Source organism: Paractinoplanes bogorensis, from assembly GCF_018829635.1.
Taxonomy (GTDB): domain Bacteria; phylum Actinomycetota; class Actinomycetes; order Mycobacteriales; family Micromonosporaceae; genus Actinoplanes; species Actinoplanes bogorensis.
In genome coordinates this window covers 577523-598988 of the sequence record NZ_JAHKKG010000001.1, presented here as the reverse complement: position 1 = coordinate 598988, position 21466 = coordinate 577523, and the positions used below count along the sequence as shown (strand labels likewise).

At 69.7% G+C, this 21466-nt stretch carries 20 protein-coding genes and 2 pseudogenes; 7 read left to right on the top strand and 15 right to left on the bottom strand.

From position 1 onward, the window contains the following. Window positions 1-75: 75 nt before the first annotated feature. Window positions 76-546 (top strand): SRPBCC family protein, encoded by a 471-nt coding sequence (locus KOI35_RS02905; protein WP_215784400.1) that lies wholly within the window; start codon window positions 76-78, stop codon window positions 544-546. 197 nt (window positions 547-743) lie between these two features. Here the strand turns inward: KOI35_RS02905 and KOI35_RS02900 are convergent, their stop codons facing one another. Together KOI35_RS02900 and KOI35_RS02895 are read right to left on the bottom strand one after the other, a co-directional pair. Then, complete coding sequence (locus KOI35_RS02900) at window positions 744-1484, bottom strand: SDR family NAD(P)-dependent oxidoreductase (protein WP_215784399.1); 741 nt, start codon at window positions 1482-1484, stop codon at window positions 744-746. Between the two features lie 75 nt (window positions 1485-1559). After that, the gene (locus tag KOI35_RS02895) at window positions 1560-1904 is read right to left on the bottom strand and encodes a histone-like nucleoid-structuring protein Lsr2 (protein WP_215784398.1); all 345 of its coding nucleotides are present in this window, start codon (window positions 1902-1904) and stop codon (window positions 1560-1562) included. A gap of 245 nt (window positions 1905-2149) precedes the next feature. Here KOI35_RS02895 and KOI35_RS02890 point away from each other — a divergent pair, with 245 nt between their 5' ends. Next, entirely contained in the window at window positions 2150-3289 is a 1140-nt protein-coding gene (locus tag KOI35_RS02890; RefSeq protein ID WP_215784397.1) for a glycoside hydrolase family 12 protein, read from the top strand. Between the two features lie 87 nt (window positions 3290-3376). Here the strand turns inward: KOI35_RS02890 and KOI35_RS02885 are convergent, their stop codons facing one another. Continuing rightward, window positions 3377-6349 carry a putative bifunctional diguanylate cyclase/phosphodiesterase gene (locus tag KOI35_RS02885; RefSeq protein WP_215784396.1) on the bottom strand — a complete coding sequence of 991 codons (2973 nt, stop codon included), beginning with the start codon at window positions 6347-6349 and terminating at the stop codon, window positions 3377-3379. A gap of 81 nt (window positions 6350-6430) precedes the next feature. Here KOI35_RS02885 and KOI35_RS47020 point away from each other — a divergent pair, with 81 nt between their 5' ends. Next, window positions 6431-7066: a class I SAM-dependent methyltransferase gene (locus KOI35_RS47020; RefSeq protein WP_308120751.1), complete on the top strand. Its 636-nt coding sequence runs from the start codon at window positions 6431-6433 to the stop codon at window positions 7064-7066. A 12-nt stretch (window positions 7067-7078) separates the two neighbouring features. Here the strand turns inward: KOI35_RS47020 and KOI35_RS02880 are convergent. The 3 genes and pseudogenes from KOI35_RS02880 to KOI35_RS02870 all read right to left on the bottom strand — a co-directional run. Then, a pseudogene (locus tag KOI35_RS02880) lies at window positions 7079-7978 on the bottom strand (NAD-dependent epimerase/dehydratase family protein); the annotation flags it as partial. Window positions 7979-8011: 33 nt separating this feature from the next. After that, complete coding sequence (locus KOI35_RS02875) at window positions 8012-8497, bottom strand: GNAT family N-acetyltransferase (protein ID WP_215784394.1); 486 nt, start codon at window positions 8495-8497, stop codon at window positions 8012-8014. A 155-nt stretch (window positions 8498-8652) separates the two neighbouring features. Continuing rightward, the gene (locus KOI35_RS02870) at window positions 8653-8895 is read right to left on the bottom strand and encodes a hypothetical protein (RefSeq protein ID WP_215784393.1); all 243 of its coding nucleotides are present in this window, start codon (window positions 8893-8895) and stop codon (window positions 8653-8655) included. Window positions 8896-9171: 276 nt separating this feature from the next. On the opposite strand from KOI35_RS02870, the gene KOI35_RS02865 reads away from it, so the two are divergent. After that, a complete protein-coding gene (locus KOI35_RS02865) occupies window positions 9172-10272 on the top strand; it encodes an XRE family transcriptional regulator (RefSeq protein ID WP_215784392.1) in 1101 nt (366 codons plus the stop codon). Next, the gene (locus tag KOI35_RS02860; protein WP_215784391.1) at window positions 10269-11630 is read left to right on the top strand and encodes a hypothetical protein; all 1362 of its coding nucleotides are present in this window, start codon (window positions 10269-10271) and stop codon (window positions 11628-11630) included. Before KOI35_RS02865 ends, KOI35_RS02860 begins: the two co-directional genes overlap by 4 nt. Here the strand turns inward: KOI35_RS02860 and KOI35_RS02855 are convergent. Beyond that, window positions 11605-12330: an HAD family hydrolase gene (locus KOI35_RS02855; protein ID WP_215784390.1), complete on the bottom strand. Its 726-nt coding sequence runs from the start codon at window positions 12328-12330 to the stop codon at window positions 11605-11607. The two genes, KOI35_RS02860 and KOI35_RS02855, sit on opposite strands and share 26 nt — an antisense overlap. 1 nt (window position 12331) lies before the next feature. Then, a complete protein-coding gene (locus KOI35_RS02850; protein WP_215784389.1) occupies window positions 12332-13087 on the bottom strand; it encodes an ROK family protein in 756 nt (251 codons plus the stop codon). A 63-nt stretch (window positions 13088-13150) separates the two neighbouring features. Here KOI35_RS02850 and KOI35_RS02845 point away from each other — a divergent pair, with 63 nt between their 5' ends. Next, the gene (locus tag KOI35_RS02845) at window positions 13151-13936 is read left to right on the top strand and encodes a TrmH family RNA methyltransferase (protein WP_215784388.1); all 786 of its coding nucleotides are present in this window, start codon (window positions 13151-13153) and stop codon (window positions 13934-13936) included. 182 nt (window positions 13937-14118) lie between these two features. Further along, window positions 14119-14446, top strand: a pseudogene (locus KOI35_RS02840) (transposase); the annotation flags it as partial. A gap of 9 nt (window positions 14447-14455) precedes the next feature. Here the strand turns inward: KOI35_RS02840 and KOI35_RS02835 are convergent. From KOI35_RS02835 to KOI35_RS02805, 7 genes are all read right to left on the bottom strand, one after another. Then, window positions 14456-15358, bottom strand: coding sequence for a DNA-3-methyladenine glycosylase family protein (locus KOI35_RS02835; RefSeq protein WP_215784387.1), 903 nt, complete (start codon window positions 15356-15358; stop codon window positions 14456-14458). Between the two features lie 271 nt (window positions 15359-15629). Next, on the bottom strand, window positions 15630-16964 hold the full coding sequence (locus KOI35_RS02830) for a Pecanex-like protein 1 (RefSeq protein WP_215784386.1): 1335 nt from the start codon (window positions 16962-16964) through the stop codon (window positions 15630-15632). A 41-nt stretch (window positions 16965-17005) separates the two neighbouring features. Beyond that, a complete protein-coding gene (locus KOI35_RS02825) occupies window positions 17006-17719 on the bottom strand; it encodes a DUF4142 domain-containing protein (RefSeq protein ID WP_246612374.1) in 714 nt (237 codons plus the stop codon). Window positions 17720-17849: 130 nt separating this feature from the next. After that, complete coding sequence (locus tag KOI35_RS02820; RefSeq protein WP_246612373.1) at window positions 17850-18551, bottom strand: COG4315 family predicted lipoprotein; 702 nt, start codon at window positions 18549-18551, stop codon at window positions 17850-17852. A 205-nt stretch (window positions 18552-18756) separates the two neighbouring features. Then, window positions 18757-19536: an anti-sigma factor family protein gene (locus KOI35_RS02815; protein WP_215784384.1), complete on the bottom strand. Its 780-nt coding sequence runs from the start codon at window positions 19534-19536 to the stop codon at window positions 18757-18759. Continuing rightward, on the bottom strand, window positions 19533-20213 hold the full coding sequence (locus tag KOI35_RS02810) for a sigma-70 family RNA polymerase sigma factor (RefSeq protein WP_215784383.1): 681 nt from the start codon (window positions 20211-20213) through the stop codon (window positions 19533-19535). Before KOI35_RS02810 ends, KOI35_RS02815 begins: the two co-directional genes overlap by 4 nt. 467 nt (window positions 20214-20680) lie before the next feature. Beyond that, window positions 20681-21463: a class I SAM-dependent methyltransferase gene (locus KOI35_RS02805; protein ID WP_215784382.1), complete on the bottom strand. Its 783-nt coding sequence runs from the start codon at window positions 21461-21463 to the stop codon at window positions 20681-20683. Window positions 21464-21466: the final 3 nt, after the last annotated feature.

The following is a 21466-nucleotide window of genomic DNA, read 5'->3' as shown; positions in this document are numbered from 1 at the left end:
GGAAAGCAAAGCCAAACGAAAGGGTCGGCACAGCTAAAGTGGCCCCAGTTCACGCCAGGACGGGAGCGCTCCGCCATGAAATACACCGTCGCGATCGAGATCGACCTGCCGCGAGATCGGGTCGTCGAGTTGCTGGCCGACCCGGCGCACCTGCCGAAGTGGCTGCGCGGCATGGTGCTGCACGAGCCGCTCAACGGCGAGCACGGCCAGGTCGGCACCAGGTCGCGGGTGGTGCTGGAATCGGGTGGCCAGAAGTTCGAGGGCACCGAGACCATCACCCGCCACGAACTGGTCGCCCCCGGCACAGTCCACTACGAGCGCGAGATCGTCGCCCCCGGCATGTGGAACGCCGCCCGCGAACGCCTGACCGAGCCCACCCCCGGCACAACGCATTGGGAGAGCGAGAACGAATACAGGTTCACCAGCCTCCCGATGCGGCTGGTCGGACTCCTGATGCCCGTCACGTTCCGCAAGCAGTCGCTGCAACACATGCACGACTTCAAGGCATTCGCCGAGCACGGAAAAGACGTCCGCGAGACGACCTGAAAGACCGGGATGCGTCAGCCCGAGCGATCAGTTCTGGGCACGACCGGATCGATGGGCTGAGCGGGACCGTTCTCCGCCTTCATCGTGGCCGTCGTCGCAGCGCTCGCCCCGGCAGCTGTGGTGGCGTCGCTCTATCCGGCGGTCACGTTTGCCGCTCACCCGATAGGGCCAGTCAGGCAAGCAGGCCCGAGGCAACCTCAGAGGCGGCCCTTCACGTCGCCCTTTCCGGCGGCCTTGCCGGCGTACATGCGGTCCGCGACGGCCGGCAGCACGTTGGCCATCACGATCGCCGCGCGGTACCGGGCGGGGACGATCATGCGGCGGCGCGGGCGGGTCAGGGCCTTCTCGACCGCGGCGGCCACGATCTCGGGGCCGGGCAGGCCGCGGCGATGAGGGTTGGCGTCGCCGGCGATGTAGCCGGGCTCGACCAGCGTCACGCCGATGCCGGTGCCGGCCAGTTCGCGGCGCACCGAGTCGGTCATGCCGCGCAGGGCGAACTTCGTTGCCGAGTAGACGCCGCTGATGCCGACCTCGCCCGCCACCGAGCCGATGTTGACGATCGAGCCGCCACCCTGAGCCCGCATGATCGGGACAACCGCGCGCATCAGCCGGATCGGGGCCAGCAGGTTCACCTGGATCATGCCTTCGACCGCGTTGTCGTCGGAGAGCACCGACGCCACCCCGCCGACGCCCGCGTTGTTCACAAGGCCGTCGATGCGACCGGTCACCGACCGGGCCCGCTCGACCAGTTGGGAAAGGGCGGCCGGATCCCGTACGTCGGTGGGCACCGCAAGGGCTTGCGGCAATTCGGCGGCCAGCGCGGAAATCTTTTCGGCGCGCCGGGCCGCGAGCACCACTGTCGTGCCGTTCCGGGCGAGCCGTTGCGCCGTGACAAGTCCGATTCCGCTCGACGCGCCCGTCACGATTACCACCGGCATGGCCCACCCCATTGTCGAAGAAAACGGCGCCGCCGGGATCGGCGGCGCCGTCATTTCAGCGCTTGGTGGATCAACCTATCGCTTGCTGTGGTACGCCTCCACGATGTGGCTCGGGATGCGCCCGCGCTCCGAGACCTCGTAGCCGTTCTTGTTGGCCCACTCGCGAATCGCCTGGTTCTGGTCGCGGCTGGCGCGACCGGTGCTCGCCGGGGCGATGCGCCGGGCCGGAGAAGCAACGGCCGTGCGACCGACCCGGGTGGCGGCATTCAGGAACGGGTCGAGCGCCTTACGCAACTTGCCCGCGTTCTTCTCGGAGAGGTCGATCGTGTAGTTCACACCGTCGAGCCCGAACTCGACCGTGCGGTCGGCCTCGCCGCCGTCGAGGTCGTCGGTCAGAAGGGTTATTACCTGCTTGGCCATGGTGTGCCCCGCTCCTACCACGATGTCATTTGAACCACGACTATGCCGAGCCGCGGAATGTTCGATACGCAATCATTCTGTCGTGCGATAAGTCGGAGTGCAAATTGCACCCTTCCGCATGTCGCAATTCTGTCCGTCCGGTGGGTGGCCCACGGCGCCCGGTACGGGCTCTTTTCACACTCGTGAATGTCCTGTAACGTGCCGTGGGAGCGCTCCCACATCCCCCTCCCCGAGGAGCTGACGAAATGCGACGTCTTCTCCGCGCCGCCCTGGCCGCGGGCGTTCTGGTGACCGCCGGCGTGACCGCGTTCGCCACCGCCGGCCCGGCCTCGGCCGACGCCCAGATCTGCGAGCAGTATGGCTCGACCACGATCGGCGGCCGCTACGTGGTGATGAACAACCGCTGGGGCACCTCGGCCCAGCAGTGCATCGACGTCACCGGCACCGGCTTCGCCATCACCAGCCAGCAGGGCACCGGCAACACGAGCGGCGCCCCGGTCTCCTATCCGGCCGTCTACCTGGGCTGCCACTACACCAACTGCTCGCCCGGCACGAACCTGCCGATCCGGGTCAGCGACATCTCGAGCGCGACGAGCAGCATCACCTACCGATACGTGTCCGGGGCGACCTACGACGCGGCGTACGACATCTGGCTCGACCCGTCGCCCAAGAAGGACGGTGTGAACCAGCAGGAAATCATGATCTGGTTCAACCGTCAGGGCTCGATCCAGCCGATCGGATCGATCGTCGGCAACGCCACCATCGGCGGTCGCACCTGGCAGGTGTGGCAGGGCAGTAACGGTTCGAATGCGGTCGTCTCCTACGTCGCGCCGGCGCCGATCGAGAGCTGGACGTTCAGCGTCCTCGACTTCATCCGCGACACGCAGAATCGCGGCGCGATCACTAATAGTTGGTATTTGACAAGCATTCAGGCCGGATTCGAGCCGTGGATCGGCGGCGCCGGTCTCGCCGTCACCGATTTCTCGGCGTCAGTGAACAGTGGCGGCGGAACGACGACACCCCCGACGACAACGCCACCCACGACAACGCCCCCGACGGGTGGAACGAGCGCATGCCGCGTCACGTACGCCACCAACACCTGGAATAACGGCTACACCGCCAATGTGACGGTCGCGAATACCGGATCGACCGCCCTGAACGGCTGGACGCTCGCCTTCACGCTGCCGTCCGGGCAGAGCATCACGAGTTCCTGGAACGCGGCATTGACCGGCTCCAGTGGCGCGGTCACGGCCCGGAACATCTCGTGGAACGGCGCGATCGCCCCCGGCGGCAGCGCGTCGTTCGGTTTCCAGGCGACGCACACCGGAAACGCGGCGGCACCGTCCGCCTTCACCTTGAACGGCGCGGCCTGCACCAAGGCATAGGTACAAACCCCGATCCCGAGCCGCCTCGTCGCCGATTCTCCGGTGCCGGGGCGGTTCGTCCATTGGCAAAGTTGATCTTTAAAAGAGTCAGACTCGGGCCGGGAACAGGTAATCCGCACTGAAGCCGGTGAGGTCGAGCGGACTCGAGAACAGATAGCCCTGCCCGAGCGGCGCCCCCACCCGCAGCAGCAGGTCGCGGTGGACGGTCGACTCCACCCCCTCGGCGATCACGGTCAGGTCGAGCGACCGGGCCAGCGCGACGATCCCGGTGACCAGGGGCAGATCGTCCAGGCAGGCCTTGTCGATCTTCACCACGTCGATCGGGTGGCGGCGCAGGGCGTTCGGCGAGGACGTGCCGGTGCCGAAGTCGTCGATCGCGATCCGCACGCCGTGGTCCCGCAGGTCGGCCACGACCGGCCAGATCGCCTCGTGCGCGTCACCCAGCAGCGGCTCGGACAGCTCGAGCATCAGCGCCTTCGGCGGCACGCCGGCCCAGGCCAGCGACTGCTTCACCTGGTCGGCGAAGCCGGGGTCGCGCAGCTGGCGGGCCGAGACGTTGACGCTCACGTACGGCCGGCGGCTGCGCGGCAGCGTCCGCCACCACTGCGCGGCCGTGCGCAGCGCCTGGTCGAGCACCCAGCGGCCCATCGGCACAACCAGTCCGCTCTCCTCGGCGACCTCGAGGAACTCGGCCGGCGCGATCACCCCGCGGGTCGGGTGGTGCCAGCGCACCAGGGCCTCGAAGCCGACCGGTTCGTCGGTCTGCAGGTCGACGATCGGCTGGTACGCGAGCAGGAAGTGCCCCTCGTGCACGGCGTGGTCGAGGGCGGACCGCAGTTCCAGCCGCTCCACCATCGCCCCGTGCAGGTGGGCCTGGTAGCGGCGCCACTGGTTCTTGCCCGCACCCTTGGCCACATAGAGGGCCAGGTCGGCCTGCCGCAGCAACTCGTCCGCGGTGTCCGCCTCGGGCGTGGTGGTGATGCCGATGCTGGCCACCGCGGTCAGTTCGGAGCCGTCGTCCATCGCGATCGGCTCGGCCAGCGCGGCCAGGATCCGCTGGGCCGTCTCCTCGACGGCGCCCGGGTCCTGCACGTTCTCGACCAGTGCGGCGAACTCGTCGCCGCCGAGCCGGGCCGCGGTGTCGTCGGCCCGCAGCGCGCCCGCGATCCGGTTGGCCACCCCGACCAGCAGCTGGTCGCCGGCCGCGTGGCCGAGCGTGTCGTTGACCTTCTTGAAGTCGTCCAGATCGATGAAGAGCACGCCGACCACCGAGCCGTCCCGGGCGCCGCGCTGCAACGCGTGGCCGAGCCGGTCGTGGAAGAGCACCCGGTTGGCCAGCCCGGTCATCGCGTCGTGGAACACTCGGTGGGTCAGTTCGGCCTCGAGCCGGCGCCGTTCGGTCACGTCGCGCAGGGTCAGCACGAGCGCCGCCACGGTCGGGTCGGCCCGCAGGTCCTGGCCGTGCATCTCGAGCACGACCTCGGCCTCGGCGCGGAAATCGAGGCCTTCCGCAAGACCCTTTCCCGTACGGAGGTCAGCCAGCGCCTCGGTCAGCCGGGAGCGCTCGGCCACGACGATCAGCGAGTGCAGATGCGAGCCGGTCGGGTCGGCGCCGAGCACCGTGGCCGCGGACGGGCTCGCGTACTGGATCCGGTCGTCCTCGTCGACGATGAGGATGACGTCGGAGGTCTTCTGCACGAGCGTACGGAAATAGGTCTCGCTGTTGCGGCGGATGACCTCCTGGCTGAGCCCGATCCGTTCCAGGGCCAGCGCGGCCTGGCTGGCCAGCACCTCGATCGAGCGCACCAGCCCGGCCAGCGCGGGCATGGCCGCGGCGACATGCAGCACGCCGAGCAGCGGATCGCCGGTGGGCCGGTCGGTGAGCACGAGCGGGCAGACCAGCGTCATCGGGAAGTGGTCGAGCCGCACCGACACCGCCCAGTCGACGTCCCGGGTGGGCACGATCCGTGCGGTGGTGCCGGGGTCGGTCGGACCCGACTCGGCCACCGCGACCGCCAGCACGACCGAGTGCGGCGTGTCCGGGGGCAGCAGATGAGCCACCGCGGTCCGTACGGCGTCGCCGACCTCATCGGTGTCGGCCGCCGAGACGAGCGCGGCCGAGGCCTCGCGCAGCGCCCGTTCCCGGGCCAGCGCCTGCCGGTGACCGGCCATGATGTCGGCCATCCGGGCCAGCACGAGCAGGAAGGTGAGCGCACTGAGGGCGGCCACCACGGTCAGGTCGGGTACCTCGCCGTCGCGCACCATGCGCACCAGCAGCACGGTGGGTGCCATCATCGAGGCGATCCCGAGCAGGGCCAGACGACCCCGGCCGAGCTGCGCCGCGGGCAGCCCGGCGGGCCGGTCGAGCTCGACCATGGACGGGTGCAGCGCGGCCAGGCCGGCCGCGGCGTAGAGGGCGAACCGGCCCAGCCCGACCACCGTGGTCGGGCCGTCCAGCAGCGACATCTCGTACCCGATGTCGCCGAGCAGCATCACCAGCAGCCCGGCGCCGAGCAGCCGGCCGGCCGGGGCGGTGACCCGGCTGACGAACAGCCGGGCCAGCATGCCGACGAGCAGCAGGTCGGCCAGCGGGAAGGCGATCTGCTGCCAGGTCTGTGCGTGCGCGTCCTGCAGGTTGGGGCCGATCACGAAGCTCCACGACAGCAGCGCGACGCCGGCCGTGACGGTGAGCGAGTCGAGCAGCGCGGCCCGGTCGCGGGGAGCGCCGGCCCCCCGGCGCAGGAAGGCGACCAGCACGGCGGCCAGCACCGGATAACTCACCAGCACCATCAGCGACCCGACGTCGGCCAGCGCGGTGTCCGCGGGCAGCCGGTACAGCGCCGTGCCCGCCACCGACAGCACGAGCGCGGTGGTCAGCATCCGCCACGGGAAGCGGTGGGCGGGCCGGTTGCGGCGCACGCCGAGCGTCACCACGACGACGGCCGTCAGACCGGCGAGAAGGCGTACGGGAGTCTGCGCGTCGTGCGGCGCCAGCACGAACAGCACCGCGAGCACAGCCATCCAGCCGCCGAACAATGTGGCGGCCCACCGAGCCGGCATGGAGGTTCCTCATCTGTCGGGGGACGGTGGCAAATATCGGTCCCGTACGGGCGCAGTTGAGGCACCGGGCACAATCGTCTGGTGCTCCTGGAGTTCATTCGCGGCAACACCACGCCCGCCCCGGTCCCGTTCGTGCCCGAGATCACGCTCTACCAGGCCGACGAGCCGATCGCGCTGTGGGAGAAGACCGAGGCGGCCGGGGTCGACCAGCCCCCGCCGTTCTGGGCCTTCGCCTGGGCCGGCGGTCAGGCCCTGGCCCGGCACGTGCTCGACCACACCGACCTGGTGTCGGGCCGCTCGGTGCTCGACCTGGCGACCGGTTCGGGCCTGGTCGCGGTGGCCGCCGCGGTCGCCGGGGCGCGCCCGGTCACCGCCAACGACATCGACCCGTACTCGCTGGCCGCGGCCACGGCCAACGCCGCCGTGAACAACGTCGACGTGGAGCCGCTCGAGGCCGACATCCTCGACGCCGACCACGAGTACGGCGTCATCCTGGCCGGCGACGTCTTCTACAGCCGCGAGATGGCCGCCCGGGTGCTGCCGTTCCTGCGCCGGGCGGCCGGCCGCGGCTCACTCGTGCTGGTCGGCGACCCCGGCCGGGCCTATCTGCCCGACTCCGGCCTGATCGAGCGGGCCGTCTACGACATCCCGGTGCCGGTGTCGCTGGAGAGCGTCCCGACCCGTCGCACCAAGGTCTGGCAGCTGGTCAACCGCTGACCGCACGGCTTCGTCGAAGGTGCGCTCGGCCTTCCAGTGCAGCCGTCGTGCGGCCCGTCCGGTCGCCGCGACCACCCGGGGCAGGTCACCCGCGCGCGGTCCGCCGGTCTCGAACGGCACGGCTCGCCCGGCGACCGCCCCCACCGCTTCGAGCACCTGCCGCACGCTGCGCCCGGTGCCGGTGCCGACGTTGACGATCAGCTGCGCCGCGCCGCTCCCCCGGGCCAGATGCTCGATCGCGGCCAGATAGGCCCGCTCGACGTCCTCGACATGCACGTAGTCGCGCACCGCGGTCCCGTCCGGCGTGGCGTGGGCATTCCCCAGGATCAAGACCGGTTTCCCGTACGGGGTCAGCGCGCGCACCACCGTGGGCAGCAGAGCGGTCCCCGTGTCGGCGGCGTGCCGATACGGACCGGCGCCGACGACGTTGAACTGCCGGAGCACCACCGACCGGACGCCGTACTCGGTGATCAGCCGCTCGCCGTCGAGCTTGCTGCGCCCGTACGGGGAACCGGGGTTGATCTTTGATCGCTCGGTGACGACATCGCCCGCCGGGGGCCCGTAGACGGCCGACGACGAGGCGAAGACCATCCGCCGGACGCCGGACTCGCGCATCGCGTACAGCAGGATCTTCATGCCGTCGACGTTGACCGACTGGTAGCGCCCCGGTTCGGTGATCGACTCGGCCACCGACTTGAGCGCGGCCAGATGCACGACCCCGGTGACCCGGCGCCCGCGGAAGAGCCCGTCCACGTCGGCCGGCTCGGTGATCGAACCCCGGACGAGTTCGACGCCGCCGGGAAGCCGCTCGGCCCGGCCGCTGGAGAGATCGTCGAAGACCAGCACGTCCAGGCCGTACGCGCGCATCCGCCGCACGACGTGGGCGCCGATGTAGCCCGCGCCACCGGTCACGATCCAGGTCACCGCCGTAACCTACTGGCCGGGTCAGCTGGTCGGCGGCGTCAGTTTCTTAACGAACACCCGGCACAGCTCGATTTCACTCTTCGGGCCGTTCTTGTACGCCTTGATCAGCCCGTGCCGCCATTCCGCGTAGCCGAGCCGCTGATAGAAACCGATCGGTTCGGGGTTCTCGACGACGACGCCGAGCGCGATCCGCCGGCGCCGATGCGCCCACGCCGTCGCCTCGGCCATCCCGACCAGCAGCCGCCCGACCCCCCGGCCCTGCTGATCCTTGTCGACCCGGAGCTTCTCCAGCAGCGGCGCCCGGCGCAGGAAGAACCGCAGCTTGAACTCCTCGGCGGTCTCGAGCCGCAGATAGACGTAGCCGACGGCCCGATTGCCCTCGATCGCGAGGAACACCCGGCCGCCCCGGAAGCCCGGATGCCGCAGCCGGTCGAGGAAGAAGGTCCGGTCCTGCTCGTTCCGGACGAACTGTTCGACGTCGCGCTCGTTCGCTTCGGCAATTCGCACCCGGCCCCTCCCCAGCGCCCGTGCGGGCGGCCCCCTGAGATCGATACTCCCTGGGCGGTACGCGGCTGTCGATCCGACCGGCAACAGCCGCGTACCTTCCCCCACCGCGGCCGCGGCCCCTCCTGGCGGTCGGGGCACTCATCGCGGCCACGGCCTCACTGCGGCAACAGGGCCAGCAGCAGGATCACGACCGCGACGCCGATCAGCGCGAAGCTGGCCATCGCGGCCAGCGCGGCCTTGAGGATCTCGACGACCGGGCCGACCGCCCGTCGCATCTGCCGGGCGGTCAGCAGCAGGACACCGACGGCCACGAGGATCATCACGACGCGGATGCTGCCGGGCGGCAGGTCGGCCGCCGCGGCCAGTTGAACTGGTGGAAAACGGTCTACACTAGACATGGCGCGTGTGCCCTTCCGGTAGCCCTTCGTCGTCCCGAACGGGGATCATCAGTCACTACTTCAGCTAGAATTTCAGCTTTCGACTTGATGACTGTTTAATCAGGTTAAGCTTCCAGTCCGGATCGGGCAATCCATGAAATCTCTTTCCGAGTCGCGTCCCGCAGTCTGTGCACAATGCCCACTGTGAGCATGTCGTGACCCGGAATGCGCTCGACTTCACGGCCCGGATGCGGTACAACTTTTCAGGCCGGGAGCTGAAATTTGGAGGTGTCAGCCGTGCCGCCAACTGAAGGAACGGCTGGCGGGCTGGCCCGGCAGCTGCGAAACCTCCGCCTGCACGGCTTCGGACTGAAGATCACGCAGGGAAATCTGGCCACCGCCTTGGATTGCAGCATCGCGCTGATCTCGTCGTGGGAGCGGGCGGCCGACCCGGTGACGCCGCCGATCGAGCGCATCGGGCAGTACGCCACCTTCTTCAGCACTCCCCGCTCGGTCGAGGCCCGGCCCTTTCGGCTCCTCAGCGACGACGAACTGACGTCCACCGAGACGGGCCGGCGGGCCGACCTGCTGGCCCAGCTCACCCAGCTGCGCGACGGGGCCGCGGGCGCGCCGACGCCGACGGTCACCTGGGCCAACCGCGACACGCTGGTCGGGCGCGGCCCCTGGCACTTCGCCAACCCCGACCCGGAACGACCCCTGGTGCTGGTGTGCCCGCAGATGCCGGAGCGCGAGCTCGACGTCCTGCCGCACGGCGACCCGCGCGACCCCGACTTCTCCGAACTGTCCCGGCTCACCGACCTCGACGCGCTCCTCGAGCTCTACGGCCACATCCGCGCGGTCAATCCCGATCTCTGGGTCGAGTTTCGCAATGTCGGAAATCTTCGCCGCGACGACATGACCGGCAACCTGGTCGTTCTCGGGGGCGTGGACTTCAACGCGGCGTCCCGCGACCTGATGTGGCGGATCAACGCGCCGGTCACCCAGATCTCCGAGAACCATCCGATGTACCGCGGGTGCTTCCGGGTGACCGAGGACGCCTCGAAGTCGTACCCGCCGGTGATCGGGGAGATCGACGAGCGGCTGGTCCTCCTGGAAGACGTCGGCTACTTCTTCCGCGGCCCCAACCCGCACAACCCCGAACGAACCGTGACACTGTGCAACGGGATGTTCGGACGAGGCGTGCTGGGAACGGTTCGCGCGCTGACCGACAAGGAGCTGCGCGACCGCAACGCCGACTACATCGCCAACCAGTTCGGCGACCACGACTCGTACAGCATCCTGTTCCGGGTGCCGGTCTACGACGAGCGGGTGGTGGTGACCCCCGACTGGAACAACGTCAACACCGTGCTGCACACCTGGTCGGAGAAGAGCGCATGACGCGGGCGGTCGGCCGGTCGCTCCCGGGCCGGGCAAAACTCGTCCGGGCCGCGCTTGACCACCCCATCGACGTTCCCGACCTGCACCACGGCTCGCACAGTCACCTGCTGTCCTTCCTCGACCCCGTCCCGCCCGATCTGTTTTCGGCCCTACCTGACACGCCCGATCTGTCTTCGGCCCTACCCGACACGCCCGATCTGTCTTCGACCCCATCCGACACACCCGACCGCGGGGGCCGGACGATGCGCGACACCGCCCCGGGTTGCACGGTGACCGCGACCGAGCCGGTCGAGCGCGGTGTCGACGCCATCGTGGTGCCGACCTTCCGACCGCATCACGCCCTGCGCGACTCGTTGGCCGTGGCCCAGGAGCTCGGCTGCCGGCTCGTCGCCCTCTGCAGCGGCCCCGCCGAGGGCTGGCGCGCGGTTGAGCTGGCCGACGAATTCGGCGTCGACGTGATCGCGGTCGACCTGCACGAGGTGTGGCCGGCCCTGCCCCGCTTCCGCAGCGACGAGGTGCTGGCCCGCAACGGGTTCGTCCACAGCAGCGACCTCAGCCTCAAGCGCAACCTCGGGCTGCTCTTGGGCCGGCTGATCGGCTGGCGCCGGGTGCTCTTCCTCGACGATGACATCACTCAGGTCAAGGCAGCCGAACTGACCGTTGCGGCGCGCCACCTCGACGGCGGCGAGTTCCGCGCGGTCGGATTGCGTAACACCGGGTTTCCCGACAATTCCGTGGTCTGCCACGCCTATCGGGCGATCGGGGCCGCACAAGACAGTTTCATCGGCGGCGGCGCAATGATCGTCGACCCGGGTAAGACCCGGTCGTTCTTTCCCAACATCTACAACGAGGATTGGTTCTTTCTCCTCGGCGACGGTGTGCCGTTCCGAGCCGCGGTGTCGGGCACGATGCATCAGAGGTCCTACGACCCGTTCGCCGCCGGCGGGCGTGCGATCGGCGAGGAACTCGGCGACACCCTGGCCGAAGGGCTGTTCTGGCTGCTGGACGGCGGATCCGCACTGGAGTCGAGCGATGCCGGATTCTGGGGTCGCTTCCTGGCCCGCCGACGGCTTCTGCTCGACCACGTGCTCAACCTGGTCGACGCCGAGGTGACCGACCCGGCGAGGCGCGAATCGATCAAGGAGTCCGTGCGGGCGGCCCGCGCCCGGAGCTCGGACATCAACGCGTGGCTGTGCCACTCCTTCGTCGAGGCATGGCGCCGCGACCTGCAGGTCTGGGACACATTCCTGAGCGAGCGCGCCTCGTGCTACAACGACCCGGAGAAGGCACTGGCCGAGCTCGGCCTCGCGCACGTCTCGCTGCGGCGCGCCGCTAGAGGCATCTCTCGATCAGCGTGAGCAGGCCGAAACCGTCCTCGACGGTGTCGTCGGGGGTGTCGCTGCCGGGCTCGGCGAAGGTCCGCGGCGACGGCATCAGGATCGCCCGGCCGATGCCCGCCCGGCGGCCGCAGACGATGTCGCGGCGTGGGGTGTCGCCCACGAACCAGCAGCCGGACGGGTCGAGGCCCAGCTCGTCCGTGGCATTCCAGATCATCTGCGGGTTCGGTTTGCGGACGCCGGCCTCGTCGCTGTAGATCTGCACGGCGAAGAGGTCGCCCAGGCGGGACTTGTCGAGGAAGTCGCGGTGCGCCGCCCCGCTCAGCGTGTTCGAGACGACGGCGAGCGGGATGCCCGCGTCGGCCGCCGCGTGCAGCGCCTCGGGGATGCCCGGGCGCAGGGCCCAGTTGTCCCGCCAGGCCCACTCGTAACTGAGCTTCCGGACGGCGCCCCGCACCGGCACCTGCGCGGCGGGCGGCCAGCCGGGCAGGATGAACCGCTCCCACACCTCGGCCTGGCTCAGCTCGTCGGGCCAGTCCTCGTCGCGCCAGGCCGCGTAGGCGATCGCGCCGTCGGTCAGCGACCGCTGGATCTCGCCCGGCTGCAGCGCGCCCTTGACCAGGTTGAAGATACGCAGCACTAGCCCGGGCGGCGCGGTCCGCTGCGACGGCGCGTCGGCCAGCACGCCGCCGAAGTCGAGAAGGATGGCCTCCGGTCGCATGTCAGCGCGTGGGCCCCAGGGTCCAGGCGCGCACGCCACCCACGATGCCGGCCGTGTTCGGCACGACCACCACGTCGTCTCCCATGCGCGCGAGCTGGGTCGGCACGATCAGGCGCGAGTTGCCGCCGCCCAGATAGAGCCGGTCCCACAGGAACACGGGCCGCAACCCCTCCACGACGTTGCGAACCCGCCGGGACCAGAGGGCGTCACCGAGACGGCGCCGCTCGTGCTCACCGATGTAGGTGTCGTAGGACATCCCCCACCGTACGGGGGCCTGGGACATCTCGAGGTGCGGAGCCAGCGATCCGCCGTCGAAGAGCGCGCAGCCCAGTCCCGTCCCGAGGGTGAGGACGAGTTCGCAGCCGGTGCCCGCGACCACACCGGCCCCGTGCACCTCGGCGTCGTTGAGCACCAGGGTGGGCCGGCCGAACGCGTCCTCGAGCGCGGTGCGGGCGTCGAACCCGAACCACGCGTCCTGCAGCTCGGGGTCGATCCGGGTGCGCGGGCCCGACCGGGTGATGTAGTGCGGGGTCGCCACGACCACACCGTGCCGCAGCATGCCGGGCATGCCGACGGTGACCCGGTCGTGCGCAGGCAGGCGCTCGCCGAGCTCCACGAGCGTCTTGACGAACAACTCGGGGGGAAGGGGGTAGGGCGTCGGGACGCGCAACGGCTGGGCACGCATCGTCCCCGCCTCGTCGAGCACGGAACCCTTGATGCCGCCGCCGCCACAGTCGATCGTCAGGGTGAAAGCCACGCCGCCAGTTTGCATGGAGTACACCTCCTCGCACAGCAATTGTGACCCGGTATCGTCGCTGCGGTGTCCAGGGCCGTCCGGGTGAGCACCCGCAACGCGAGTTTCCAGCAGTGGCAGGCGCTTCTTTCCAACCGTACGAAACGGCACCGCGCCCGTGAGTTCCTGGTGCAGGGCGTACGGCCGATCTCCCTCGCGCTCGACCACGGCTGGGAGATCCGCGACCTGATCTACCCCGATCGGCAGTCCCTGTCGGCGTGGGCGCGCGACGTGATCGAGCGCAGCGGCGCCCGGCGCGTGGCCATGGACCCGGCCCTGGTGGCCGAGCTGGCCGACAAGGAGTCGGCCGAGCTGATCGCGGTGGTCGGCCTGCCCGACCCGCCCGAGCTGCCCGACGCCGACCTCGTGGTGGTCTTCGACCGGCCGTCGACGCCGGGCAACATCGGCACGCTGATCCGGTCGGCCGACGCGTTCGGCGCGGCCGCGGTCGTGATCACGGGGCATGCCGCCGATCCGTACGACCCCAAGTCCGTACGGGCCAGCACGGGTTCGATCTTCGCTCTGCCGGTGATTCCGCTCGACGGGCCCGGTCCGCTCCTCGACTGGGCCGCCGCGACCGGGGCGCAGCTGGTCGGCACCGACGAGCACGGCGCGGTCGACGTGGCCGACCACGATCTGACCGGCCCGACCGCACTCCTGATCGGCAGCGAGGCGAGCGGGCTCAGCGCGGCCTGGCGCGACGCCGCCGACGTGCTGGTCCGCATCCCGATCACCGGCGCGGCGAGCTCGCTGAACGCGGCCACAGCGGCGACGGTCGTGCTGTATGAAACCCAGCGCCAGCGTTCTTCGTAGCCGTGCTTGCCAGCTGTGCTTGCCAGCCGGGGTCACGTCCGCCGAAGTGGTGCATGACCTGGTCTTTCCCGGCAGCAAGAGGCGGCCATCGCAGATCCTTCGGATGGTCTGAAGATCACGAAGGAGAGACCTGCGACGGCCGCGGAAACGAGTCTGAACGTCGCGAACCTGCTGCGCGAGCACAGCCCGACACCGACGAGGTCAACGCCCAGTTCGCCCGGGTCCTGGACACCGTCGGCGACAAGTTCCCCGATGCGGCCGAGCATCTCGACACCGCCCGCGATGACCTGCTCGCCTTCACCACGTTCCCCGCGAGCTCTGGCGTCAGATCTGGTCGAACAACCCGCAAGAACGCCTGACAAGGAAATCCGGCGACGCACCGACGTCGTCGGGATCTTCCCGAACCGGGCCGCAATCATCCGGCTGGTCGGCGCCGTGCTCGCCGAACAGACCGACGAAAGGGTCGAAGGCCGCCACCACATGGGCCTGGACCTGCTCCGTGCTTGCTAGCTGTGCTTGCTAGAAACGCGCGAAGGAGCGGATCGGCATCCTCGGGCCGAACTTGGGGGCGCCGAGCCCGCCGTGGGCCAGCAGGTCGCAGACCCGGCCGCGGTGCCCCGCGAACGGCGCGAGCAGCTCGAGCATCCGCGCGTCGGTGCCCCGGGCCTCGCCCGCCAGCGCCCACGCCACCGTGTTGGGGATGTGGAAGTCACCCACGCTGACCGCGTCCGGGTCCCCGTACGCGACCCGGACGACCTCGGCCGCCGTCCACGGACCGATGCCAGGCAGCGCGGTCAGGCGCGTGGTCGCCTCGGCCGCGTCGGCGCACCGCTCGAGCCGGTCGGCGACCACGGCCGCGCGCAGCAGGGCCTGGGTGCGCCGCTGCTCCATGCCGAACGGGTGGAAGACCCAGTAGGGCGTCGCGGCGATCACGGCCGGGTCGGGCGGCAGCATCAGCTCGATCGGGCCCGGCGCCGGCTCGCTCAGTTTCGAGCAGATCAGCCGGTACGCCCGGTGGGCCTCCTTGCCGGTGACCTTCTGCTCGAGGATCGCCCGCAACACGCTGCGGAACACCAACCCGGTGCTGGGCATGCGTACGCCCGCGAAGGTCTTGGCCAGCCGGGCGATCAGCGGATGGGCCGCCGCCAGCGGGTGGAAGCTCGTGAGGTCGTCGCGCAGGCCGGCGATGGCGTCGGCGCGGTCGAGCACCCAGCCGGCGCCGGGCCCGTAGCCGGTGGCGGTCAGCTCGGGGCCCGATTTGACCAGTTGGAGCGTGGCCGGGCCGGCCGGGCTGCGGACCGCGAGCCAGAACTCGTCACCGGTGAAGCGGCCGCACGGGTCGTGACCGGGCACCAGCAACGACCGGACCGATGCGCCGAAGTGGTAGCGCTCCGGAAGCGCCAGCGTGCGGGTCGAGCTCACCGGAACACTGTGCCACCCCGCCGCCGGAATGCCCACCGACGAGGACAGGCCGATGGCCCTGACCGCGCTCCCGGTCAGGGCCATCGGAGGAGGCGACCGGACACCCGAGTGGTCCGGACCGCCAAGGGAGCTGCCGCAGTTGTCGTCCGTCAGGGGGAAGGGCGACCACCCGGAGACAATGGGGGGCCCTGTCGGGGCGGGGTCATGTCGGTGACCCCGCCCGTCCAGGTTCGCCTCCGGGTAAAGCGGCGTGGCTCCTAGATCTCTGTGATCAGTTGTTGCCGCGACCGCCGCCGCCGTTGCGGACCTGGACCCGGGCGACGTCGAAGGCCGGCGTCTGGTTGGCCCGGACCATCATCGGGATGCGGTGCGAGCCGTCACCGGCCCACGAGGCGCACTGCGCGGTACCGGCGGTCGGCAGACCCGGGACCTGGATCTGAACCGAGTCGGGGGTCGCGCCACCACGGCTGTCCTCGGTCGCCACGAAGAACGCGGGGACCGGGTCGGGGGCGGGAGCCTCGTTGGTGTTCGCCAGCATCCGGCAGGCGGTGTGGAAGTGACCGCGGACCAGGCCGTTGGCCAGGACCGAGCTCTCCACGTAGTAACCACCCTGGCCGGCCGCGAGGAACCGGTCACGGATCAGGTTGCGGGTGCTGACGGTGATGGTGAACGGCTGGTTCACGGCCACCGACCGCGGAATGTTGGTGATCAGCAGGCTCGGGTTGGCGTTGGCCTCGCCGACCTCACCGAACTCGGTCGAGACACAGCGGCTGCCTTCCTGGAAACCGGTGTGCGGCGACAGCTGGCTGGTGTCACAGCTGTTGGTCAGCACGCCCAGGCCCGCGCCGGGGGGCGGGGTGGTCTGCGACTCGGTCGGCTGCGGGTCGGGCTGGTTGCCGCCCTGGTCGCCGTTGCCCTGGCCGTTGTCGCCGTTGCCGGCACCCTGGTCACCGTTGCCGGCACCCTGGTCGCCGTTACCCGCGCCCTGGTCACCGTTGCCGGCACCCTGGTCGCCGTTACCCGCGCCCTGGTCACCGTTGCCGGCACCCTGGTCGCCGTTACCCGCGCCCTGGTCACCGTTGCCGGCACCCTGGTCGCCATTGCCCGCGCCCTGGTCACCGTTGCCGGCACCCTGGTCGCCGTTGCCCTGGCCGTTGTCGCCGTTCCCGGCGCCCTGGTCGCCGTTGCCGGCACCCGCGCTCGGGTCGGCGGCCGGAGCCGTGGTCGCCTGCTCGGTCGGCGGCGTGGTGGCGTTGCCGTTGTTGCCGACGTTGTTCATCACCCAGGTCCGGCAGCGCTGACGCAGCGTCTGGGTCGACACGGTGTCACCGGCACCGTCGTCCGGGTGCTGGGTCACCTTGCCGTTGTTGGTGGTGTACGTGCCACGACGCGTCTCCGAGGAGAGCTTCGCGCGCTGCGGAGCCTGGACCTTGTCGCAGGTGGACAGCGCCTTCCGCTGTGTGCGGTCGGTGCTCGCGTTGGAGACCTGGGTGACGGTCACGATGCCGCCGAAGGCCACCAGCGTGGCTGCGACCGCGATGATGCGGCGCTTACCACTGAACCAGTTGTTGCTCCTGGATGCGCGCCGGTACTTGGACCTTCGCATGGGGGTGACACCTTTCTCTTACGCGGTGGACTCGGCTGGGGCTACCGGGCCCGGAAGATGCGCATGGACGTGATGACGCCGGCCACGAGCGCGGCGGCGAGGACGAGCAGGATCACGGTGGTGCTGACGCCCGGAATGCCGCCGCTGCTGCTGGCTGCCGCGAGCATCTGCCCGTCCACCGGAACCGGACCACTGCCGGGAACTGCCGGGGCGGGAGCTGTGGGGAGTGCCGCGTAGTCGACGATGTTGCTCGACTCCAGCAGCGTCATGTGCGTCATGACGAACTGGTTGGCCTCTTGGGCCAGCTTGCGGACGCTGTCGTTGCGGGTGCTGGCCCGGATGGTCGCAATCGCCGGGAAGATCTTGCCGTGCGCGGCCCGGAGCCGGTCGATGAAGATCTGATCGAACGTCGTCGCGTTCGCGTCCTTCATCTCCTGCAGCCAGAACTGCTGGTCGCTGTTGGGCTGGGCCGGCAGGTCGATGTTGAGCTTCTTGGCCACCGCGCGGTCGAGCTTGTCGAGCACCACGTGCTGAGCCGCGATCGACTTGCCGATCTGGACGACGCGCGGGTCGTTCGACTTCTCCACGGCCATGTTCCCGGCCGGGATCTCCCACAGGCCGGCCAACCGGACCTTGATGACGAAGTCCTTGTCGGCGTCACTGATGGAGCCGACGCCCTTGTCGGCCAGCCCGTTCGAGCTCGGCACCGGGATCGGATCGCCGGGAGCCGCCTGAACCGGGCTCACCGGCGCCATCAGGAATGTGAGAGCCGCCGCTGAAATGCCCACCAACCAACGCGTCGTGCGGCGCGAAGTGCGAGTGGTAAGCATTTTCCTCAACCTCCGGAGTGCGATTTGTTAAAGGAGTTCTGAACCGGCGAAAGAATCAGTAGCTGTAGTCACTGCCGGTGCCGGAATCGTCACTCGAACCACCGTCACCGGCGGAGTCGCTGGCCGGCGGGGCGACGGGCTTGGACACCTTGGGCAGGCAGGTGAGGTTCTTGGCGCCGTCGGGCTGGATCACGAACCAGGTGCCGCTGACGTTCTGGCCCTTCCAGCTGCCCGGCTTCTTGTCGCCGATGTAGGTGTAGAGAGGCCAGCCCTTGAGGGTCAGCTGCTTGCTGCCGTCGGAGCGGGTGACCGTGCCGACGAGCTTGGAGTCGACGCCCTTGAGGGTCGGCTTGCCGTCGTTGGTCAGCGCGGCCGGCCAGATCTCCTCGCAGTCACCGGCGCAGTTCGACTTGGCCGGGTTGTTGCCGTCCTTGTCGAAGCGGTAGAGCACGAAGCCCTCGTCGTTGACGACGACCTTGCCCATCCGCGCGACCTTGGTGCCGGTCAGCGAGTTGGTCGCCTCGTCGTCGCTCAGCTCGGGAGCGGCGTTCGGGTCACCGGGGCCCTCGGTCGCGTTGGGGTCGGCCTGGGCGGCCGGGTCGCTCGTGGCCGACGGGTCGGCGGTCGCCCCCGCGGTGGCCTCGGCCTGCGCGCCGGCCGGCACGGCGGAGTCGCCGTAGTCGCCGCCGTCGTATCCCTTCGGGGCGCAGCCGGTCACTGCGAACGCCGCGGTGATTGCGACACCGACGGCCATCATCTTTCGCTTGTCCGGTAGCACTTGCCCTCCAGGCTTGTTTCTCGTCTGGCGTTTCCGGGCTGTAGTACGCGGGCGGGGTCGCGGCGGTTGAAGAAAGTTCCCATCAATTTCCGAGTTTCTGATGGCACCGCATCGGAGCTGCTTGCCTAAGGAAAAAGAAAGAACCCCGGCCAATCGGCCGGGGTTCCTTTCCGTGCGTATGCGATTACGGAACGCGCACCAGCGTCTCGCCGGCACCGCTCGCGCTGACCTCTTGCACCAGCATGTGGGCGATCTCGTCGCGCGGCGTGGCCGTGGTCGCCTGCAGCAGCAGCGGCTCCGGATTCGCAGCCGTGCCCCAGCCCTGCTCGCCCACCGTCCACGTCTGGATGGCCTCGGTGGTGCCGTCGGTGTGCACAGCCACCAGGCGGCACGTCTTCGGCCCACTGATGTTGGAGACCGAGTACGAGATCTGGGTGCCGAACTTCTTCTTCTCGAAGGCGACCGACGCCGAGACGCCCGTGCGGGGGTCGGAGCCGTCGAAGCGCTCGCCGACCAGGTCGGGACCGCCGATGCCGGGGCCACCGTCCGAGTTGGGCAGCGGATCGAGCTGGCTCTCGTCACGCTGAGCCGTGTTCGTCGTCGCCGGATCGCTGTCTTTGCCGAACACCTGGCCGCCCACGAAGAACGCGCCGATCGACAGCATCGCGAAGATCACGACCGCGGCGGCCAGCGAGAACAGCCGGCGGCTGTTGGCCCGTTGGCGCTCGTGCGAGACCTCACCGATGACCTTCTGCAGCATGAAGCCGTCGCGCCTGGTCTCCTCGGCGGCGACCACGGCATTCGCGTCGACGTCGGCCAGCAGGTCGGCGACCTCGACGAACGACTCCAGCTCGTACGCGCAGCGCGAGCACTCGATGAGGTGGTCCTCGAAGCGGGCGGCGTCGTGTTCGTCGAGCACGCCCAAGGCGTACGACGCGACGTCGAAGTGGTCTTCCTGTGTCATTCGGTCACCCCCCGCTGCTGCAACGCCGTCCGCAGCGCACGCAGAGCGTAATACACCCGTGACTTGGCGGTACCCAACGGAAGGTTGAGCTTCTCCGCCGCCTCCGGCACCGTCCGGCCCTTGAAGTACGTCTCGATGAGGATCTCGCGGTGCGACTGGCTGAGCTCGCGCAGCGCGTCGGAGACCGTCATCGACTGCAGAACGCGGTCGGTGTCGTCGGCCTGGCTGGGGAAGCTCTCCAGCTCACGGTCGTAGGTCTCGGCCGGCCGGGCACTCGCGCTGCGGTGGTCGTCGATGGCGATCCGTCGCGCGACCGTCACCAGCCACGGCCGGAGCGACTGCTGACCCTGCGCCCCGAGCCGGTGCGCGTTGCGCCAGGCCCGCAGCAGGGTCTCCTGCACGATGTCTTCCGCGCGCTGCCGGTCACCGCCGGTCAGGCGCAGCACGAACATCAGCAGGGGGCCCGCGTGCTCCTCGTAGAGCATCCGGACCAGAGTGTCTTCGTGACTGCCACTGGGGGTCGCGGCCTCATGCCGCGGCGCCTGCTTGGGAATCACCGAACCACCATCGTCCGCACTACGGCCTCCGTCGAGTGACTGCCACCGTCCACCGGAATGCTGCTGTGTCATCAGGCGCACCCCGCCCGGCGAAAGCCGATGTTCGGCCACCGCTTGCATCGATACCTCCGCCCGGAGTTTTCCCCGTCGCCTGAGATACGGCTGGGGACAGCCCTCGGGATCAACGCGGACGGGAAAATCTTCGGGAGCGGGTTCAAACGATCCTCCGGTCTCGTGTGGGGGGTCACGAGGCGCATCGGTGAACGATCGGAATTCATCGATCTGCACCGATATGACAGCCAGGGCAGCCGAATAATACTCAGCCACACGGGTCTCATGAAACGGCGTTCTGAGCAGGCGTGACGCACTACCGGTGCGGCGTTACCGCTAAGTAGGCACGTCCCTCCGGAGCGTTTCCGTCCCAGTCAGTGGGAGCGCTCCCAAATGGCTGTCTTGCCCGTTCGGGGGATGTCTGGCCGTCGTACGGCCCGATCGAGCGATCCCTGTCGTAACAATCACGATTGGCGCGGTATGTCGCATCTCACGAAGCGCTGCGGATGCTCGGTCGTCTTGGCGGTGCACGCGCGCTACGCGCGGACGGCCGTGGTCGTGAGCGTCGTGAAGTGCATGGGAAAGCTCCCGCCCAAATCGTCGACCGCCGCTCCGATCGCGGCCACCAGTTCGGCCAGCCGGTCGGCGGGCAGGGTGGTGAACAGGCCCTGCGTCGGCAACTGGTCGAGCCAATCGTCCCGGGTATAGACGTGGTCCCATTCGCTGGCCCAGCGCTCCGGTTCGGCGAAGGCACCGGTCCTGCGCAGGCCCCCGTCGGCCTGATCGAGGAAGGACGCGTAGCCCTGGGCCGCCGTCACGTTCGGAAGGTTGGCCAGCGGGCTGTCCGGCAGCAACCGGCGGAACACCTCGGCGAAGGCCTCACCCGCGTCTGCCGACGGCTGGGCGGCGTTCCACACGAGTGCCAGCCGTCCACCGGGCCGCAGCACGGAAGCGGCCACGGCGGCGCCGGCCACCGGGTCGACCCAGTGCCAGGCCTGCCCGGCCACCACGGCGTCGAAGGACCGGCCCGCCGGATCCCAGTCCTCGAAGCGGGCCACCTCGACCTCGAACCCGCCGGCCCGCGCGAAGCCGGCCATCCGCGGGTCGGGCTCGACGCCGAGCACCCGGGCGCCGGCCGCGCGCAACTGGCGGGCCAGGATGCCGGTGCCGAGACCGACGTCGAGGAAGGACGGGCCGGGAGCCGCGGCGACCAGGCGGGAGATCAGGGCGGCGGGGTAGGCGGGCCGGGCGCGGTCGTAGCGGGCCGGGTCGACCCCGAACGACTCGGCCGTCCGACGTTCACGATGCGGAGTGGGCATGCG

Bases quoted from the DNA above. Each gene is read 5' to 3' on its own strand.
- KOI35_RS02905 (WP_215784400.1), top strand. From the start codon at position 76: ATGAAATACACCGTCGCGATCGAGATCGACCTGCCGCGAGATCGGGTC.
- KOI35_RS02900 (WP_215784399.1), bottom strand. From the start codon at position 1,484: ATGCCGGTGGTAATCGTGACGGGCGCGTCGAGCGGAATCGGACTTGTC.
- KOI35_RS02895 (WP_215784398.1), bottom strand. From the start codon at position 1,904: ATGGCCAAGCAGGTAATAACCCTTCTGACCGACGACCTCGACGGCGGC.
- KOI35_RS02890 (WP_215784397.1), top strand. From the start codon at position 2,150: ATGCGACGTCTTCTCCGCGCCGCCCTGGCCGCGGGCGTTCTGGTGACC.
- KOI35_RS02885 (WP_215784396.1), bottom strand. From the start codon at position 6,349: ATGCCGGCTCGGTGGGCCGCCACATTGTTCGGCGGCTGGATGGCTGTG.
- KOI35_RS02870 (WP_215784393.1), bottom strand. From the start codon at position 8,895: ATGTCTAGTGTAGACCGTTTTCCACCAGTTCAACTGGCCGCGGCGGCC.
- KOI35_RS02860 (WP_215784391.1), top strand. From the start codon at position 10,269: ATGACGCGGGCGGTCGGCCGGTCGCTCCCGGGCCGGGCAAAACTCGTC.
- KOI35_RS02855 (WP_215784390.1), bottom strand. From the start codon at position 12,330: ATGCGACCGGAGGCCATCCTTCTCGACTTCGGCGGCGTGCTGGCCGAC.
- KOI35_RS02830 (WP_215784386.1), bottom strand. From the start codon at position 16,964: ATGCGAAGGTCCAAGTACCGGCGCGCATCCAGGAGCAACAACTGGTTC.
- KOI35_RS02825 (WP_246612374.1), bottom strand. From the start codon at position 17,719: ATGGCGCCGGTGAGCCCGGTTCAGGCGGCTCCCGGCGATCCGATCCCG.
- KOI35_RS02820 (WP_246612373.1), bottom strand. From the start codon at position 18,551: ATGATGGCCGTCGGTGTCGCAATCACCGCGGCGTTCGCAGTGACCGGC.
- KOI35_RS02815 (WP_215784384.1), bottom strand. From the start codon at position 19,536: ATGACACAGGAAGACCACTTCGACGTCGCGTCGTACGCCTTGGGCGTG.
- KOI35_RS02810 (WP_215784383.1), bottom strand. From the start codon at position 20,213: ATGCAAGCGGTGGCCGAACATCGGCTTTCGCCGGGCGGGGTGCGCCTG.
- KOI35_RS02805 (WP_215784382.1), bottom strand. From the start codon at position 21,463: ATGCCCACTCCGCATCGTGAACGTCGGACGGCCGAGTCGTTCGGGGTC.